This is a genomic window from Mycolicibacterium sichuanense (assembly GCF_033741125.1).
GTDB lineage: Bacteria > Actinomycetota > Actinomycetes > Mycobacteriales > Mycobacteriaceae > Mycobacterium.
Genome location: NZ_JAWQPU010000013.1, coordinates 47,684 through 63,560, shown reverse-complemented (window position 1 = coordinate 63,560; position 15,877 = coordinate 47,684). Strand labels below are relative to the sequence as shown.

At 66.5% G+C, this 15,877-nt stretch carries 17 protein-coding genes; 13 read left to right on the top strand and 4 right to left on the bottom strand.

Translation table 11 applies throughout. From position 1 onward, the window contains the following. From SBI80_RS26330 to SBI80_RS26290, 9 genes are all read left to right on the top strand, one after another. A complete protein-coding gene (locus SBI80_RS26330; RefSeq protein ID WP_413232816.1) occupies window positions 1-1,425 on the top strand; it encodes an aldehyde dehydrogenase family protein in 1,425 nt (474 codons plus the stop codon). Continuing rightward, window positions 1,422-2,201, top strand: a complete 780-nt coding sequence (locus SBI80_RS26325; protein WP_318977908.1) for a crotonase/enoyl-CoA hydratase family protein — start codon at window positions 1,422-1,424, stop codon at window positions 2,199-2,201. Before SBI80_RS26330 ends, SBI80_RS26325 begins: the two co-directional genes overlap by 4 nt. After that, window positions 2,198-3,352, top strand: a complete 1,155-nt coding sequence (locus SBI80_RS26320) for an acyl-CoA dehydrogenase family protein (protein WP_318977907.1) — start codon at window positions 2,198-2,200, stop codon at window positions 3,350-3,352. Before SBI80_RS26325 ends, SBI80_RS26320 begins: the two co-directional genes overlap by 4 nt. Next, window positions 3,349-4,413, top strand: a complete 1,065-nt coding sequence (locus SBI80_RS26315) for an acyl-CoA dehydrogenase family protein (RefSeq protein ID WP_318977906.1) — start codon at window positions 3,349-3,351, stop codon at window positions 4,411-4,413. Before SBI80_RS26320 ends, SBI80_RS26315 begins: the two co-directional genes overlap by 4 nt. Window positions 4,414-4,488: 75 nt before the next feature. Then, window positions 4,489-4,980: a polyketide cyclase gene (locus SBI80_RS26310; protein WP_318977904.1), complete on the top strand. Its 492-nt coding sequence runs from the start codon at window positions 4,489-4,491 to the stop codon at window positions 4,978-4,980. Further along, the gene (locus SBI80_RS26305; RefSeq protein ID WP_318977902.1) at window positions 4,977-5,840 is read left to right on the top strand and encodes an SDR family oxidoreductase; all 864 of its coding nucleotides are present in this window, start codon (window positions 4,977-4,979) and stop codon (window positions 5,838-5,840) included. The genes SBI80_RS26310 and SBI80_RS26305 overlap by 4 nt, the downstream gene beginning before the upstream one ends. A gap of 1 nt (window position 5,841) precedes the next feature. After that, window positions 5,842-6,879, top strand: a complete 1,038-nt coding sequence (locus tag SBI80_RS26300) for an alpha/beta hydrolase (RefSeq protein WP_318977900.1) — start codon at window positions 5,842-5,844, stop codon at window positions 6,877-6,879. Beyond that, window positions 6,869-7,945, top strand: coding sequence for a hypothetical protein (locus SBI80_RS26295; RefSeq protein ID WP_318977899.1), 1,077 nt, complete (start codon window positions 6,869-6,871; stop codon window positions 7,943-7,945). The genes SBI80_RS26300 and SBI80_RS26295 overlap by 11 nt, the downstream gene beginning before the upstream one ends. An 18-nt stretch (window positions 7,946-7,963) precedes the next feature. Continuing rightward, on the top strand, window positions 7,964-8,746 hold the full coding sequence (locus SBI80_RS26290) for an SDR family NAD(P)-dependent oxidoreductase (RefSeq protein WP_318977898.1): 783 nt from the start codon (window positions 7,964-7,966) through the stop codon (window positions 8,744-8,746). A gap of 101 nt (window positions 8,747-8,847) precedes the next feature. Here SBI80_RS26290 and SBI80_RS26285 read toward each other — a convergent pair whose 3' ends face one another. Then, window positions 8,848-9,801: a hypothetical protein gene (locus SBI80_RS26285; RefSeq protein ID WP_318977897.1), complete on the bottom strand. Its 954-nt coding sequence runs from the start codon at window positions 9,799-9,801 to the stop codon at window positions 8,848-8,850. Window positions 9,802-9,991: 190 nt separating this feature from the next. Here SBI80_RS26285 and SBI80_RS26280 point away from each other — a divergent pair, with 190 nt between their 5' ends. Continuing rightward, on the top strand, window positions 9,992-10,594 hold the full coding sequence (locus SBI80_RS26280) for a TetR/AcrR family transcriptional regulator (protein ID WP_318977895.1): 603 nt from the start codon (window positions 9,992-9,994) through the stop codon (window positions 10,592-10,594). Window positions 10,595-10,618: 24 nt separating this feature from the next. Here the strand turns inward: SBI80_RS26280 and SBI80_RS26275 are convergent, their stop codons facing one another. Beyond that, window positions 10,619-10,897, bottom strand: coding sequence for a ferredoxin (locus SBI80_RS26275; RefSeq protein WP_318977894.1), 279 nt, complete (start codon window positions 10,895-10,897; stop codon window positions 10,619-10,621). Then, on the bottom strand, window positions 10,894-12,030 hold the full coding sequence (locus SBI80_RS26270; RefSeq protein ID WP_318977892.1) for a 3-ketosteroid-9-alpha-monooxygenase, oxygenase component: 1,137 nt from the start codon (window positions 12,028-12,030) through the stop codon (window positions 10,894-10,896). The genes SBI80_RS26275 and SBI80_RS26270 overlap by 4 nt, the downstream gene beginning before the upstream one ends. Window positions 12,031-12,167: 137 nt before the next feature. Between SBI80_RS26270 and SBI80_RS26265 the strand changes: the two genes are divergently transcribed. Then, window positions 12,168-13,892: a 3-ketosteroid-delta-1-dehydrogenase gene (locus SBI80_RS26265; protein ID WP_318977891.1), complete on the top strand. Its 1,725-nt coding sequence runs from the start codon at window positions 12,168-12,170 to the stop codon at window positions 13,890-13,892. Here SBI80_RS26265 and SBI80_RS26260 read toward each other — a convergent pair. Further along, the gene (locus tag SBI80_RS26260) at window positions 13,889-14,554 is read right to left on the bottom strand and encodes a helix-turn-helix transcriptional regulator (protein ID WP_318977890.1); all 666 of its coding nucleotides are present in this window, start codon (window positions 14,552-14,554) and stop codon (window positions 13,889-13,891) included. The genes SBI80_RS26265 and SBI80_RS26260 overlap by 4 nt on opposite strands. Window positions 14,555-14,683: 129 nt before the next feature. Here SBI80_RS26260 and SBI80_RS26255 point away from each other — a divergent pair, with 129 nt between their 5' ends. Continuing rightward, window positions 14,684-15,229 carry a flavin reductase family protein gene (locus SBI80_RS26255; protein WP_318977888.1) on the top strand — a complete coding sequence of 182 codons (546 nt, stop codon included), beginning with the start codon at window positions 14,684-14,686 and terminating at the stop codon, window positions 15,227-15,229. Continuing rightward, the gene (locus tag SBI80_RS26250) at window positions 15,226-15,828 is read left to right on the top strand and encodes a PaaI family thioesterase (protein WP_318977886.1); all 603 of its coding nucleotides are present in this window, start codon (window positions 15,226-15,228) and stop codon (window positions 15,826-15,828) included. Before SBI80_RS26255 ends, SBI80_RS26250 begins: the two co-directional genes overlap by 4 nt. Window positions 15,829-15,877 lie beyond the last annotated feature (49 nt).

Here is a 15,877-nt window from a genome sequence, read left to right as displayed (position 1 = left end):
ATGCCCACCTACGAGCGTCCCCTGCTGTTCATCGACGGGCGATGGGTCACACCGTCCGGCGGCGGCGTCATCGACGTCGTCGATCCAGCCACCGAAGAGGTGATCGGCCACGTACCGGCCGGCGACGCCGACGACGTGGACGCCGCGGTCGCCGCGGCTCGCCGAGCCTTCGACCCCTCCATCACCGTCGCCGAACGCCGCGACCGCCTGCACCGGGTGATCGACGCCCTCGAGAAGCGCCTGCCCGACATCGCCGAACTGATCACCGCCGAGATGGGGGCCCCGGTCCGCATCGCCCAGACCGTGCAGACGCAGGTGCCGCTGGCGGTGGCCAAGGGCATCGCCGAGGTCGTGGACACCTTCGACTTCGAGGAGCGCATTGGCAACTCGCTGGTGCTGCGCGAACCCTACGGCGTCGTCGCGGCCATCACCCCGTGGAACTACCCGCTCTACCAGGTGGTGGCCAAGGTCGTTCCGGCGATCGCCGCCGGTTGCACCGTCGTTCTGAAGCCCAGCAACGACGCACCACTGTCGGTATTCGAATTCGTGGAGGCCTGCCAGGATGCCGGGCTGCCACCGGGGGTGCTCAACGTCGTCTCCGGCCCGGGCCGCGTGATCGGCGAGCGCCTGGCCAGCCACCCCGACGTCGACTTCGTCTCGTTCACCGGTAGCACCGAGGTCGGGGCTCGGGTCGGCGAGCTGGCCGGGCAGTCGGTCACCAAGGTCGCGTTGGAGTTGGGCGGCAAGTCGGCCAACGTCATCCTCGACGGCGCCGACCTGGCGACCGCAGTCAAGGTGGGGGTCGGGAACGCCTTCCTCAACGGTGGCCAGACCTGCATGGCGTGGACGCGGATGGTCGTCCCAAAGTCCCGCTACAGCGAGGCGCTGGACCTCATCGAGGCCGCCGTGGCCCGCTACACCGTGGGTGATCCGTGGGATCCGGCAACGCGCATCGGCCCGTCGGCGTCACGGTCGCAGTTCGACACCGTTCGCGGATTCATCGAGCGGGCGCAACGCGACGGGGCGCGACTGCTCGTCGGGGGCGCTGGACAGGTGCACGACGTCGGGTTCTTCGTCGCTCCCACGGTGTTCGCCGACGTCGACCCCGCCTCCGAACTCGGCCAGGAAGAAGTATTCGGTCCCGTACTGGCGGTCATCCCGTACACCGACCACGACGACGCCCTGCGCATCGCCAACGCAACCCCCTACGGGCTGTCGGGGGCGGTCTGGGCCGCTGACGACGACACCGCGATCGCGTTCGCCCGAGCCGTGCAGACCGGTCAGCTCGACATCAACGGTGGCGCCTACAACCCGCTGGCCCCCTTTGGGGGCTACAAGAAGTCCGGTATCGGCCGCGAATTGGGCCGGTTCGGTTTCGAGGAATACCTGCAGATCAAGTCCCTTCAACTCAACGAGCGCCGATGAGCAGCAACCCCCTGCGTGTCGACACCGATGGACCGGTACAGGTGTGGACCATCGACGCGCCCGACGTGGGCAACGCGATCACCGGACCCGATGTGATCGCCGCCTTCGAAGCACACGTCGATGCGGCCAACCGCGACAACGCCATCCGGGCGATCATCCTCACCGGCGCCGGCAAGATCTTCTCCGCCGGAGGCAACGTCAAGGAGATGGCTGACCGCCAGGGCATGTTCGGCCTGGCGCCGATCGATCAGCGCCGCGCCTACGTCGAGGGAATCCAACGCATCCCTCGCGCCCTGGGTCGACTCGAGGTTCCGCTGATCGCCGCGGTCAACGGGGCCGCCATCGGTGCGGGCTGCGATCTGGCGATGATGTGCGACATCCGCATCGCCTCGCAGCGCGCGTCCTTTGCCGAGAGCTTCGTCACCCTCGGCCTGATCCCCGGTGACGGCGGCACCTGGTTTCTGCCGCGCGCCATCGGGTACGCCCGCGCCGCCGAACTGACCTTCACCGGTGAACGCATCGACGCCGACACCGCCGCCGAATGGGGCTTGGTCAGCCGCGTCGTCGCGCACGACGAATTACTCAGCGCAGCAAGGGCGTTGGCTGATCGGATCGCCGTCAACCCACCACACGCCCTGCGGATGGCCAAGCGGTTGCTGCAGGAATCGGTGAGCGGAACGCTGGAATCCACCCTGGCCATGGCCGCGGCGATGCAGCCGTTGGCCCACCATGACGCTGAGCACGACCAGCGCATTGCCAAGTGGAGGACGTCATGACCGCTCCCCAGCTTCGCCTGGTCCCCCCCGCCGCCGCCGACACCACCGCCGACGGGCTGCGCACCGAGGTCCGCGCCTTCTTGGCCGAGCAGCTCGCCGTCGGTGCGTTCACCCCATCGGTGGACTCTTGGTTGTGCGGCTGGGATGAAGCGTTCACCGCCACCCTGGCGCGGCGCGGGTGGCTGGGGATGACGGTGCCCCAGCGCTACGGCGGGCACGGCCGGACCTTCGGTGAGCGCTTCGTGGTCACCGAGGAGCTGCTCGCTGCCGGTGCACCGGTGGCCGCGCATTGGATCTCCGACCGCCAGATCGTGCCGTCCTTGCTCAAATACGGTACCGAAGAACAGAAGTCGCACTTCCTGCCGCAGATCGTGGCCGGAGAGTGCTTCTTCGCCATCGGCATGAGCGAGCCAGACTCCGGTTCGGATCTGGCCAGCGTCCGCACCCGCGCCGTGCCCTTCGACGGTGGCTGGTCGCTCACCGGAACCAAGGTGTGGACCTCTGGAGCACATCTGGCCCACGCCTTCATCGTGCTCGCACGCACGGCGCCGGCGGACCCCGCGCATCGCCACGACGGACTCAGCCAATTCATCGTCGACCTCCGCAGTCCCGGGGTCGAGGTGCGTCCCATCGTGTCGATGAACGGCCAGCATCACTTCAACGAAGTCGTCCTCGACGACGTGTTCATCCCCGACGAGCGGGTGTTCGGCCAGATTGGCCAGGGCTGGACACAGGTCACCTCCGAACTGGCCTTCGAGCGCAGCGGTCCCGAACGGTTCTTGTCCACCTTTCCGCTGCTGACGCACGCCGTCGACCGTACGGTCGGCGCGCCGGCGGTGCCCGATGCCGAACTGGGCCGACTCGTGGCGCGGGTAGCCGGCCTGCACCACATGTCCACCGCGGTCGCCGGGTCCCTACAGCGCGGCGAGGCGGCCGACGTCCCCGCCGCCGTGGTCAAGGTGCTCGGCACCACCGTCGAAGGCGACGTGGCCGACTTCGCCGACCTCGCGACCGGCGACGAGGCCAGCACGGATGGGCAATGGGCCGCCCTGGTGGCGGCCGCAGTCGACCAGCGCCCCGGCTTCACCCTGCGCGGCGGCACCAACGAAGTACTGCGCGGTGTCATTGCGCGGGGATTGGGCATGAGATGACCAGCACCGACCTGTCCGCGCGCTTCGCGCCGACCGTGGACGCCGACCTCGTCGACCTGATGCAGTCGGTGTTCGCCGACCACGACCGCACCCGCGACACCACGCCCGCCGATGGACGTATCGGTATCGACCGCGCCCTCTGGCGGCGGCTCGACGAACTGGGGCTGGTCACGCTGACCACCCCGGAGCGGTGGGGTGGCAGCGGCGCGGCCTGGTGGGAATCAGCCGAACTACTCACCGCCGCCGTGCGCTTCGGCGTGCGACTGCCCTTGGCCGAACACGACCTCCTGGCGTGCTGGGCGCTCGGCGCCACCGATCACGCGGTAGGCGACGCAATTCGCACCATCCACGTGGTCCCTCACCAAGGTGCCGCGGAGCTGCCGACGCCATGGGCCGGTGAAGTCGACCGCATCGTCATCGTCTGGTTCGACGGCATGCGCCATCGCCTCGCCGATGTCGAGGTCGAGGGGTTCCCAATGCGACGGGAACACAACCTCATCGGCGAACCACGCGACGTCCTGACCGTCGACACCGGTGCGCTAGCCGGGGACGCGGTGTCGATGCAGATCGTCGACAAACTGGCCCGCAAGTCGGCAATGGTGCGCGCAATTCAGGTGTGCGCTGCGTTGGACCGCGCGGTACAGATGTCCGTCGAGCACGTCGCATCCCGCATCCAGTTCGGCCGCCCGCTGGCCAAATTTCAAGCGATCCAGAATCTGGTCGCCGACGCCGCCGCCGAGGCGGCACTGGCCCGCGCTGCCACCGAAGCGGCGCTCAGCACTGCCGTCGACTCGGATTGGGCCGCAGCTAGTTTGGACTTCCGTATCGCCACGGCGCGGTCTTGCGCTGGGCACGCCGCCTCCGTGGTCACCCGGCACGTGCACCAGGTGCACGGAGCGATCGGTACCACCCGGGAGCACCGCCTGCACGAGGTCACCCGCGCAGCCTTGGCATGGCGCTCGGAATACGGCTCGGTGCGCTCGTGGGACGAACGGGTCGCCGCGCTCGCGGCGACGGCCGGCGCACAAAGCTTGTGGCGCTTGATCGCTGACAACGGCTAGGGCCGCCGCACCGGTGTTCCGCTGACCGGTCATTTGCGCTGTTACCGGGGCCACATCGCAGGTTGACTAACCGTCATGAGCAACGAGATCACGCTGTCGGAGGTTCAAGAGTTCATCGCCGGTTTTTGGTATCACTACGACGAGGGACACTTCGACGAGTTGGGCTCCCGCATCGGTGAAGAGATGACCTACCTGAGCCGGTCGCAGTCCGGTAACTGCCCATTCGAACATCTGCTGGCAGCCGAACTGCACGGCGGTGCGCCGACCCTTGCCTGGCTCATCGAGCACCGCAACGTGAACCCCTACCCGTGCCGCCACCACGCCACCAACGTCTTTCGCACCGGTACCGACGGCGTCGTCACACGCGCGCGCTTCAACCTGTATGTCAACCAGATCACAAACCACGTTCCCTTCGGTGTCTCCAGCGGCGTCGCCGACGTCGGCATCCGTCGCGCCGGGGACAGCTTGGTGTTCACGTCGATGACCGTGCTGCTCGACGCCGACGATTCGATTCCCTTCGCCGAGCACGCCGCCAAGCCCACCTCGGCGAGCACGCAGCCCGCGTGAACGCCCGCAATGTGTTCGGCGGCGGTGTCGCCGTCATCACCGGGGCGGGCGCCGGCATCGGTGCGGGCTTGGCTCGTCATGCCAGCCGGCTCGGCATGACCACTGTTCTGGTCGACATCGACGCTGCGGCCGTCGCGGCTCTGCGCGACGAATTGGTGGCTGCCGGCGGATCGGCGGTCGACGAGGTTTGCGATGTTCGCGACGCCGAGGCGGTGCAGACCCTTGCTGACGCGGTGTACCGCGATCTGGGCCCGGTGCGCCTGCTGGTCAACAATGCCGGCGTCGAGCAATTCGGATATCTATGGGACACCCCCGTCGACAATTGGCGACGCGTCGTCGACGTGAACATCAACGGCGTCTTCTACGGCATCCGGGCTTTCCTGCCGCACATGATGGCCAGCGACAGCCCGGCATGGGTGTGGAATCTGTCCTCGATCGGCGGGGTCGCGGTCGTGCCCCTGCAGGCCCCCTACATCATGAGCAAGCACGCCGTCCTCGCGCTCACCGAATGCCTGCACTTGGAGGTTCAGTCCACCGGGCACGACGACCACATCCACGTTCAGGCCGTGCTGCCCGGCGCAGTCGTCTCGAACATCTTCGAATCCGCCGGTGGCGTCGACGGCGGTGACACCGGTGCCGCCGAGACGCAGCGGGCCGCCATGCTCGACATCAAGGCCGCCGCCATGGATCCCCTAGCCGCCGCCGAAGTGGTGTTCGACCAGGCCGCCGAGGGTCGGTTCTATCTGATCACCCAACCGGACTACGTCGGCTCGGCGATGGCGGAACGCGCCCGTGTCCTCACCAGCCAAGAGGCTCCCCGGCTGCGCACCGAGCGCCGGTTCGACCCCGCGCAAAGCTGACATGCGCTCTCCCACACTGGACCCCGATGCCGCAGCGCGGGTCGCCTCCTTCGGTGCGCCGACGCCGATGCGCGCCCGCGGGCTCAGCGCCGTACGCGCGGGCGTCGAGTCCGCACCCCATCCGCCGATGCCTCCCATGGCGCGCATCGAGGACCTCATCGCACCCGGCCCAGCGGGACGGCCCATACCGGTGCGGCTGTACCGACCCACCACCGCAGCGCGGTCCCCGGTGCTCGTGTACTTCCACGGCGGCGGACTCGTGATGGGATCGAATCACTCATTCGAACCTCTGGCGCGCGAGTTGGCTCACGCCAGTGGCGCCGCGGTCGCCGCCGTCGACTACCGGTTGGCGCCCGAATTCCCGCCCCCAGCGCAGTTCGACGACGCCTACGCGGCCACCGAATGGATCGCCGCGTCGGCCGGCGAGTTACACCTCGACGCTGACCGGCTGGCGGTCGTCGGCGACAGTGCCGGCGGGTCTCTGGCCGCCGCGGTGACACTGGCGGCCCGCGATCACGGCGGGCCGGCCATCGCGGTTCAAGTCTTGCTGTACCCCGGGCTGGACCGCGACATGGGCGCCCCGTCGATCACCGCCATGCCCGATGCACCCATGCTGGCCCACGACGACATCGTGTTCATGCACGAGACCGTCGACCGCGGTGCGACCCCCCACTCGGCGTACCAGGTGCCGGCGTACGCCACCGACGTCAGCGGCCTTCCCGCGGCGATCGTCGTCACCGCCGAGTGCGACCCGATCCGCGATTGGGGAGAACGCTATGCCGGTCGGCTGCGCGACGCCGGGGTACAGACCACCCTCACCCGCTACCCCGGCATGTATCACGGCTTCCTGATGCGCTCGGATGGCACCGCACGGGGGCGATTGGCCATCGCCGAGATCGGCGCACTACTGCGCGCGAAATTCGTTCAGATCGCGGACTTCACCGCACGTCCCGATCACCGGACGTTCACCGCATCGCCGACCGCGGCGTTGCCAACAATCGACAACCACATCACCGAAGGAGAACGACATGCTGACTGACGAGCGACGACTGGAACTATCCGACGTGCTGCGGCCCGTCGCGCCACCGTACGAAGTCAACGACGTATACACCGCCGACCAACGGGAACGTCTCTTCGACGTAGTTCGCACCCAGGGACCATGGAAGCTCATCATCGCCCAGCACTTCGCGTCGGCAGACGAACTGATGGCGACCATGAGCGGCGCCTTCCCCGAGGGCTTCGAGCCGACGTTGGACCTGTTCCTCACCCCCACCTTTCGCGGTTACCTCGCCAACTACGGCACGGTGCTCTACCCAGAACTGCACGACTGCTTCTACAACGCCGCGTTCCTCGAGCACGCCAAGCGGTACTGGAACGCGGAGTACGCCAAGCCCGAGGTCATGCTGTTCAACATCAACGGACCCTGCGCCAACCGCGATCCGGGCCACCTGGATTCCCCAAGTTTCCGCGGCGTCCGCCACGAGAACGCCCCTACGTGGCTCTGCAGCGTGATGGGCAAGTCGGGGCTGTTCACCGACTACCTGATCAAGATGGCACAGGTCATCACCTGGTTCTCACTCGACGAGACGTCTGGGTTCACCTACTGGCCCGAGGGGCCGCTCAAGCCGCCCGGGCGGGTGCTTCCGCCGATCATCAACCGCGGCGTCGTGGTGCAGAATGAGATGATGGTGCACCGCGGCGAGGCCAACGGTCCACTGGAGCAACAGGTTCCGGCCGGTCTGGCCTTCGACACGGTGTTCACCGGTGACCCTGCCGACCGTGACTCGTGGTTGTTGAAGAGTGGTGATGACGTCATTGCCCGCCACCACACCGACGAGCTGCGTTTCCTGGTTCACTGGTCGGCCGAGGTGTTCTCCGACTACGACGAACTGAAGAAGAACATGGACGGCTCGGACGATCTGACCGTCGACAAGGCCATCGACATGCTGGTGGACAACCTGGCCAAGCAGGGCGTCGCTCTCGACATCCCGGCCAATCCGCTGCACGACCCCGCGTTCATCGGTGCTCTGAACGCCGCCTACGACATCGGTGCGCCTGCCACCTATCCGGAAGCGGCCCCGCTGAGCGCATTCCAGCTGGCATAGGACGAAAGGCTCTCCAACGTGCAGCGTTTCACCGATCGGCGCGTCGTCGTCACCGGTGCCGGCTCGGGCATCGGCGCGGCGACCACCGCACGACTGCTCGACGAAGGCGCCACCGTCGTGGCCTTCGACATCTCCACCGAAGGTCTCGCCGCCACTGCCGCCGCCGCCGCGGCGGCCGGCACCGACAAGCAGTTGACCACTGCGGTGCTCGACATCTCCGTCGAAGACGACGTCATCGACGCCGTGGACACCGCGGTGTCTGATCTGGGCGGGCTCGACGTGTTGGTCAACGTCGCGGCGATGCAGACCTGTTCGCACACCCATGAGACCAGCCTGGCGGATTGGAACCGGACGCTGGCGGTCAATCTGACCGGCACCTTCCTGATGACCCGCCAGGCGTTGCCGGCACTGCTGGCCTCCGGCCGGGGCGTGGTAGTCAACTTCAGCTCGACCGCCGCCACGTTCGCTCATCCGTACATGGCGGCCTACGCGGCGAGCAAGGGTGGCATTCTCAGCTTCACGCACTCGCTGGCGCTGGAGTATTCCAAGCAGGGGCTGCGTGCGGTCAACATTCAGCCCGGTGGGGTGTCGACGGCGTTGGCCAACAGCACCCTGGACAAGATGCCCGAGGGTTACGACCTGGGACTGTGGGCCAAACAGACTCCGTTGTTGCACGGCACCGACAACGCCATCCTGGGCGACGCCAGCGCCGTCGCGTCGGTCATCGCGATGGTGGCCTCTGATGACGGGGCCTTCATCACCGGAACCGAGATCCGCGTCGACGGTGGCGCGCACGCGTGACGACTTCGGAGTGCGGCCAATCGGGGTTCGCGCCGACCGCTCGACGCTGAGCCGATGCCGCGTCGGTCGGGCGGCTGTCCGACCGACCGACGCGGTCCAGCTCACTTCGATACCGTCACGTCCATCAAGGGAATTCGCTCCATCGCGGACTTGCGTGGGTCGGGAGCCGCGGCGGCTGCGGCGTGGTTCTCTTCGCCGCGCGTGTACGTCCACACGCAGAACGGCTCGCCCTGTGCGAACTTGAAGTCCTTCGGGGGCAGGTTGATGGCCAACGTGCACCCTGGGAAGAACGGTGCCGAGATGCGTTGTTCGAAGGTGCAGTTCATCCACGCCCGCGCCGGCGGATAGAGCCCCTCGTCGGTGTACTTCTGCAGGACCTCACATCGACGCATGTTCAGCACGACGTGGTCGGGGTTGTAGACGATGTACTCACCGCCATAACCCAAGGTGCCGTCGATACTGAGGACCGCGAGCTTGAGGAAGTCCACCACGTGCACGGGCTCGATCTTGAAGACCTTGGCGAGCTTCGGATACTGATAATCGATGATCAGCTGGTACATGTCGGGCAGGGCCAGCCATACCTCCTCCTCGGGGATGATCTTCGTCCACTGGTCGATGAAGTAGTTGTGCCCCTTGAGGTACTGGTCCCAGTACGTCTTGATCAGCCGGATCAAGGCCGGCTTGGTGAGGTCCTCGGTCTGGACGTCGAAGGGGATCGCCTGATACTGCGCGTTCTTCCAATCCCATCCCGGGGGTGCCACGAACCTGCCCATCGGCATGACCTGGCGCATGCCAGCGCGTGAGACCTCGGCTGCGACATCCATCGCAGCGTTGATGCCGACCTTCTCCGAGTAGATCTTGGCGTGTGCGTAGGGCATGAAGTTCAGAACATCTTCGAAGACCCTGGCCAGTCCCAGCAGAAAGTCGCGGGAGAAGTCTTGGATGTTGCCGACCTTCCCCATGAATTCGTGGGTGTAGTCGTCATAGTTCAACTCTTCGGCGGCCTCGGCGCCGGCCTGGATGTCGTTCACGGGGTCCTCGGTGGCGGTTGACACGTGTCCTCCTCGCAATGGGCTGGCAATGAGTGACAGATTCAGTCTCTGTGTCAGAATCTGACATGTCGACGGTAGCCAAAATGCGTTTCGCTACGAGTCCGGATCCCGGTCATCGGGAGCCGCGATGGGCGGGCCGCCTCCGAGAGCGGCACTCGCTACGATCCGGGAGCCGACGAGAGGAGCCCGCACCATGGCAGCAAGGGCTAGGCCAGCGACACTGACCGAGCGCCGCGCAGAGGAATTGCGCCTTGAGATCGCCATGGCGGCGCGCGACATCTTCCTGGCGGAAGAGTCCCTGTCGGCTACCGTCGACCGCATTTGCCAGGCCGTCGGCATTGCGCCTCGGACGTTTCATCGCCACTTCCCCGTCAAGGAGGACGTGGTCCTTCCGCTGTTCGGACGCTTCGGCAGTCTCAGCCTCCGTGTCCTCGCCGATGGCGGCACGAGCGGCGATGCCGTCGACGTTCTGGTCCGCGCGTTCAGCACTGAGGTCCCGAAACGCGGCCAAGTGGAGGTCGACCGGGCTTTCATGGCGCTGGTACTGGGGGATCCCCAGTACCGGCTTCGGTGGCTGGATTGGGGACAGCATCTCGTCGGGCCCATCACCGATTTCCTAGACGCGAGGTTCGACCTGGGCACCGACCCGTTCGCACGGGAGTTACCCGCTCAGTTGGTAACCCAGGCGTGTCGTCACGCCTACGTGTACTGGGTGGAGCACGGAGATTTCACCAGTCTGCGATCGGCCCTGCGTGTCGCCATGGAGATGATCGTGGGTTGTCTCAGGCCCCGATGACGGACACCAGGCCAACGGCCATTCTCAGACGGAGTCGTCTAGGATCGGCAGCTCACCCGTCCGGACGGCATCGACGATCGAGCGGTTGAGCGCCGAGCACGCGAGGAACAGATCGTCCCCCCCAAGTTCGGCCAATTGCCCTGCTTCACAACGCTCTTCGCAATTACGCAGCGCTGGCCCGGTCCACTGAACACTGGTCTGGTTCCAGCTGCTCTTGCGCACCTGCACCCCCGCGCCGCACCGCCGACACGCCACCGGCACCATCGGGGCGTCTGCCAGCCGGATGTCCGGGCGGACGGTCATCCGGCTGCCGCCGAGCGCGCGGCGATGTTGGCCTGGACTTCCTTCATCCACGCTTCACGAGGCCGGGTGGTGTCGAGTTCGAATTCGAAGCGGTCGACCATGTCCGGTGTCACATCGGCGACGTCGACGCAGAACTGCTCGTACCAACGCCGCAGCTGGTAGACCGGACCGTCTTCCTCGACGAGGAGCGGATTGTCGATCCGGGTCTTGTTGCGCCAGATCTCGACATCCTGCTCGAAGCCCATCTTGACGAAGTCTCCCAGCGCGACGGCGGTCTGTACCGCAAGATCGTCGGGCATGTACGCGTTCTTCTCCACCACGATTCCGTATTGCAGGACAAAGGAATTGGCGTCTACTGGGTAGTGGCAGTTGATCAGGACCGTGCGCTGGTCGAACTCTGGATAGTGGTAGGTCAGATCGTCGATCATGAAGGAGGGCCCGTGGTAGGACGCCAACGACGTGGTACCCAGGATCCGCGAGCCTTCGGGATCACCGATATCGGGGCGGCCGCCGCTCTTCATGTACTGGGTGGCGACGTGGCCTTCGAAGATGTTCTTGAAATGGGTGGGCAGAGAGCCGTGGATGTAGAAGAAGTGTGCCATGTCCACGACGTTGTCGATGACTTCACGGCAGTTGGTGTGCACGACGGTGCTGTACCAGTGCCAGTCAGTCCAGGAATCGCTGGTAGCGCCTTCGATGTGAGGGATGGTGACGTCCTCCGGTGGCGCCTTGCGCTCGGGGTCGTTCCACACGAACAGCATTCCGTCCTGCTGCAGCGTGGGCCAGGACGCCGTGCGGGCCAACCGCGGAGTGCGCTTGCTGTACGGCACCGACTTGCAGCGGCCGTCCCCTCCCCAGCGCCAGTCGTGGAAGGGGCAGGCGATCTCGTTGCCCTTGATCGTGCCCTGAGACAGGTCGCCGCCCATGTGTCGGCAGTAACCGTCGAGCACGTTGATGATTCCGTCTTCACCCGCGAACACCACCAGCTTTTGCCCAAAGGCATTGACCTGATGGGGTTTGCCGTCGACGAAGTCGCGGATCAAACCCAGGCAATGCCATCCCCGGGCGAATCGCGCAGGGGCCGATCCGGCCTCGATGAGCCGGATGTCGTCGGCGTCAGCGTGCGTCGTCATCGTGTGCCGTCCTTCGATGGGTGCGGTGTGGGCTGCTGGGTCCATCCAACTGCTCGAGCGCACCGGTGACAGGTGGGCGTTCCGCTCAACAGGACACGGGAATCCCAGGGGGCCGAACGACACCTATCGTCACCCCCGTGACCGCCTCCCGCCCCCAGACCATCCCCGCCGGGTTGACCATTTCCGACACCGAGGTCGACCTGCTGGTCGTCGGGTCGGGCACCGGCCTGGCTGCCGCACTCGCGGCCCGCGAGCAGGGACTGTCCGTGCTCGTGATCGAGAAGTCCGCCGTGGTGGGCGGCTCGACCGCCCGCTCTGGTGGAGCGTTGTGGCTGCCGGCCAGTTCCGTCATCGCCGAAGGTGGTGGCAATGACCCTTCCAGCCGCGCTGAGACCTATCTGTCTGCGGTGGTGGGAGACTCCGCGCCCGCGGCACGATCAGCGGCGTACCTGAAGCAGCTGCCGGCCACCATCGACATGTTGCGACGCACGACCCCGATGAAGCTGTTTTGGGCCAGGGAGTATTCCGATTACCACCCCGAGGCAGCCGGTGGATCAGCCGCCGGACGCACCTGTGAATGCCGTCCCCTGGACACCGCGAAGTTGGGGCAGTACCGGTCGGTGCTGCGATCCGGAATCATGGAGGTGAGCATCCCCATGCCGACCACCGGTGCCGACTACCGGTGGCTGAACCTCATGAGTCGCGTGCCCCGTAAGGGCATCCCGACCATCGCCAAGCGTCTGGCGCAGGGCGTCGGCGGTCTGCTTCTGGGTCGGCGCTACGCCGCGGGAGGGCAAGCCCTGGCGGCAGGACTGTTCGCCGGCGCGATCTCCGCCGGTATCCCGATCTGGCTCGACACCACGCTGACCTCCCTCGCGTCCAGCGGCGGTCGGATCAGCGGCGCCGTCGTCGAGCACGACGGCGCCAGCTACACCATCACGGCGCGCCGCGGCGTCGTGCTCGCCGCTGGAGGTTTCGATCACGACATGTCCATGCGGCACAAATTTCAATCCGAAAGTCTGGGCGCTCACCTGAGTTTGGGTGCTGAGACCAACACCGGCGACGCGATCCGCATCGGTCAGGACGTCGGCGCGGACATCGCCTTGATGGACCAATCCTGGTGGTTCCCCGCGGTCGCACCGCTACCCGACGCCGCGCCGGCAGTCCTGCTGGCCGAACGCTCCCTGCCGGGATCGTTCATCGTCGACCAGCGCGGCCAGCGGTTTGCCAACGAATCGGCGGATTACATGAGCTTCGGGCAACGGATCCTGGCTCTGGAGAGCGCCGGCACGCCGGTCGAGACCATGTGGATCGTCTTCGACCAGCAGTACCGCAACAGCTACGTATTTGCCGCAGAACTGTTCCCGCGCATGCCCATTCCGCAGCGGTGGTACGACGCCGGCATCGCCGTGCGCTCGGACGACCTCGCAGACCTGGCCGCCAAGATGGGGATCCCGGTGGACGAATTCCAGAGCACGGCACTCCGATTCAACGAGAACGCTGCTGCCGGTCAGGATCCCGACTTCAACCGCGGTCGCAGCGCCTACGATCGCTACTACGGTGACCCCACCATCACCCCCAACCCGAATCTGCGCCCGCTGCTCAAGGGTCCGTTCTACGCGGTCAAGATGGTGCTGAGCGACCTGGGCACCTGCGGCGGTCTGCGTGCCGACGACCATGCTCGCGTGCTGCGCGAGGACGGCACCGTCATCGACGGGCTCTATGCCATCGGGAACACCGCGGCCAACGCCTTCGGGCACACTTACCCGGGTGCAGGCGCAACCATCGCACAGGGACTGGTGTACGGCTACGTCGCCGCGCTCGACGCCGCGTGGAGCCAGGCTGTCCCGACCTCGCGCTAGTCGGCCTCCTCGGCTTCGACCTGCTTTTCGATCTCGTACCAGAATGTCGGATCGGGCCACGGAATCTTGGCGCCCTCACCGACTTTCGGGAATTTCGCTTCGGCCTCGTCGAGGTCCTTGATCAGTTTTAGGGTCAGTTCCCGCTCAGAGGCGTAGTAGCGCTCCGCCCAATCCAGAGCGATCTTGGCGTATGCCCAGGAGGGATCGGCGCCGGCCCACCGCGCCTCTTTGGCGGCGTCGCGTTGCATCTGGTCGATGTAGGCGATGTGCTCTTGGAGCATGTCCTTGAGCGCCGCGGGGTCGCTGAGGTGCCCCAGCGTGATTCTGAGGATCGCCGGGTGCTTCAACGACGGAGGCTCCAAGGGTGCGTCGCGGGCCCACTGCGTGGCCGCGTCCAATCCGGTCTGCGTGATCTTGTAGAGCCGACGGGAGCGCGTGCCGTTGTTCTCCACACGCGAAGTCAACAACCCGAGTTTCTCGAGCTTCTTCAATTCTGAGTAGATCTGGCTGTAGGCCGGGCTGCCGTAGAAGAACCGCATGCTCCAGTCGATCCACTTGCGGATGTCATAGCCGGACAGTTCCTGTTCGTAGGACAGCATCCCCAGCAGCGCCCAACCGGTGGCTGACAGCTGGGGCTTGCTGGCCGATGCGGGTTCTGTCACGCAGCCAAGCGTAACAACCCAGGTCACCGCCCTGCGCACGATGAACCGCTGGATGGGACGGACCGTTGCGCACCGTCGCGGTACCCGACGATCGTGGGACGGGCCACCACGCGAAGGGACGAAACATCGATGGGATCCGACGAGTCCGGGGCCGCGGCGGCCATCCGCCCGGCACCGCAGGACATGCGTGCCGTACTCGGTCATTTCTGCACCGGCATCGCCGTCATCACCGGCCACGACGGCCGCAAACCGTTGGGCTTCACGTGCCAGTCGGTGACCTCGGTGTCGCTTGAACCGCCTTATGTGTCGTTCTGTCCCGCCCTGTCCTCGACGACTTGGCCGATGATCCGCGCCACGGGCCGGATGTGTTTGAACATCCTCGCCGCCGACCAGAAAGCCGTCTGCGCACAATTCGCCCGCCGATCGGAGGACAAGTTCGCCGGCGTCGACTGGAGTCCCGCCGGCAACGGCTCCCCCCGCATCCATGGCGCCCTGGCCAGCATCGAGGCCGATCTGGAGTTCGAGCACGGCGCCGGTGATCACACCATCGTCGTGGCCCATGTGACGGCGTTGAGAGCGCTCGCCGGTCAACCGCTGTTGTTCTACCGAGGTGGCTACGGTGGCTTCACCGACCGGCCGGCTGCTCCCGTGGGCGATGCCGTGACGACGACGTGACCGCAGCCGGCGAACCCGTTCCGGAGGGGCTCTACGCCGGGTTGACCGACTCGGTGCGGCGGTTGGTCGACGTGACGATCCGCAGCCAGGCCGGACCCGCCGCTCTTGCGGCAGCGCAGGCCAAGATCGACGCCGCTGTCGACGATCTGAGCCATGACCAGCTCACCGACTCCTTCGGCATACGGCTGGCTCCCGGCGGGACTTCGCGCGCCTGGGGCAACGTCGTCATGGGCCTGCGCAATGCCTTCGCGCCACCGCTGGTCGTCCACCGCAATGCCCACGACGGCCGCACGTGGGCGGACGTGACGCTCGGCGCGGCCTATGAGGGCCCGCCGGGCCACGTGCACGGAGGCATCTGCGCCCTGCTGCTAGACCACATGCTGGGCGCCACCGCGCACGAGCCCGGCCGGCCGGCCGTCACCGGAACGCTGACCATTCGCTATGAGGCGGGTACCCCGCTCGGACCGCTGCACGCCGAAGCCCGGGTGGACCGCGTCGAGGGTCGCAAGACCTTCGCCGTCGGACATCTCGCAACCGCGGAGGGCGTCACGGTCCGAGCCCACGGTGTGTTCTTCCACCCCGGCCCGCCGGCCCGCTGACCGTCAACCCCGCACCGCACTCAACCATTTCCACGAGTACCTCCGAAAG

What these genes read in the sequence shown, in the direction of transcription:
- SBI80_RS26330 (WP_413232816.1), top strand. Translation starts at nt 1, where the DNA reads ATGCCCACCTACGAGCGTCCCCTGCTGTTCATCGACGGGCGATGGGTC.
- SBI80_RS26255 (WP_318977888.1), top strand. Translation starts at nt 14,684, where the DNA reads ATGGGATCCGACGAGTCCGGGGCCGCGGCGGCCATCCGCCCGGCACCG.
- SBI80_RS26270 (WP_318977892.1), bottom strand. Translation starts at nt 12,030, where the DNA reads ATGACGACGCACGCTGACGCCGACGACATCCGGCTCATCGAGGCCGGA.
- SBI80_RS26325 (WP_318977908.1), top strand. Translation starts at nt 1,422, where the DNA reads ATGAGCAGCAACCCCCTGCGTGTCGACACCGATGGACCGGTACAGGTG.
- SBI80_RS26300 (WP_318977900.1), top strand. Translation starts at nt 5,842, where the DNA reads ATGCGCTCTCCCACACTGGACCCCGATGCCGCAGCGCGGGTCGCCTCC.
- SBI80_RS26310 (WP_318977904.1), top strand. Translation starts at nt 4,489, where the DNA reads ATGAGCAACGAGATCACGCTGTCGGAGGTTCAAGAGTTCATCGCCGGT.
- SBI80_RS26320 (WP_318977907.1), top strand. Translation starts at nt 2,198, where the DNA reads ATGACCGCTCCCCAGCTTCGCCTGGTCCCCCCCGCCGCCGCCGACACC.
- SBI80_RS26315 (WP_318977906.1), top strand. Translation starts at nt 3,349, where the DNA reads ATGACCAGCACCGACCTGTCCGCGCGCTTCGCGCCGACCGTGGACGCC.
- SBI80_RS26275 (WP_318977894.1), bottom strand. Translation starts at nt 10,897, where the DNA reads ATGACCGTCCGCCCGGACATCCGGCTGGCAGACGCCCCGATGGTGCCG.
- SBI80_RS26295 (WP_318977899.1), top strand. Translation starts at nt 6,869, where the DNA reads ATGCTGACTGACGAGCGACGACTGGAACTATCCGACGTGCTGCGGCCC.
- SBI80_RS26280 (WP_318977895.1), top strand. Translation starts at nt 9,992, where the DNA reads ATGGCAGCAAGGGCTAGGCCAGCGACACTGACCGAGCGCCGCGCAGAG.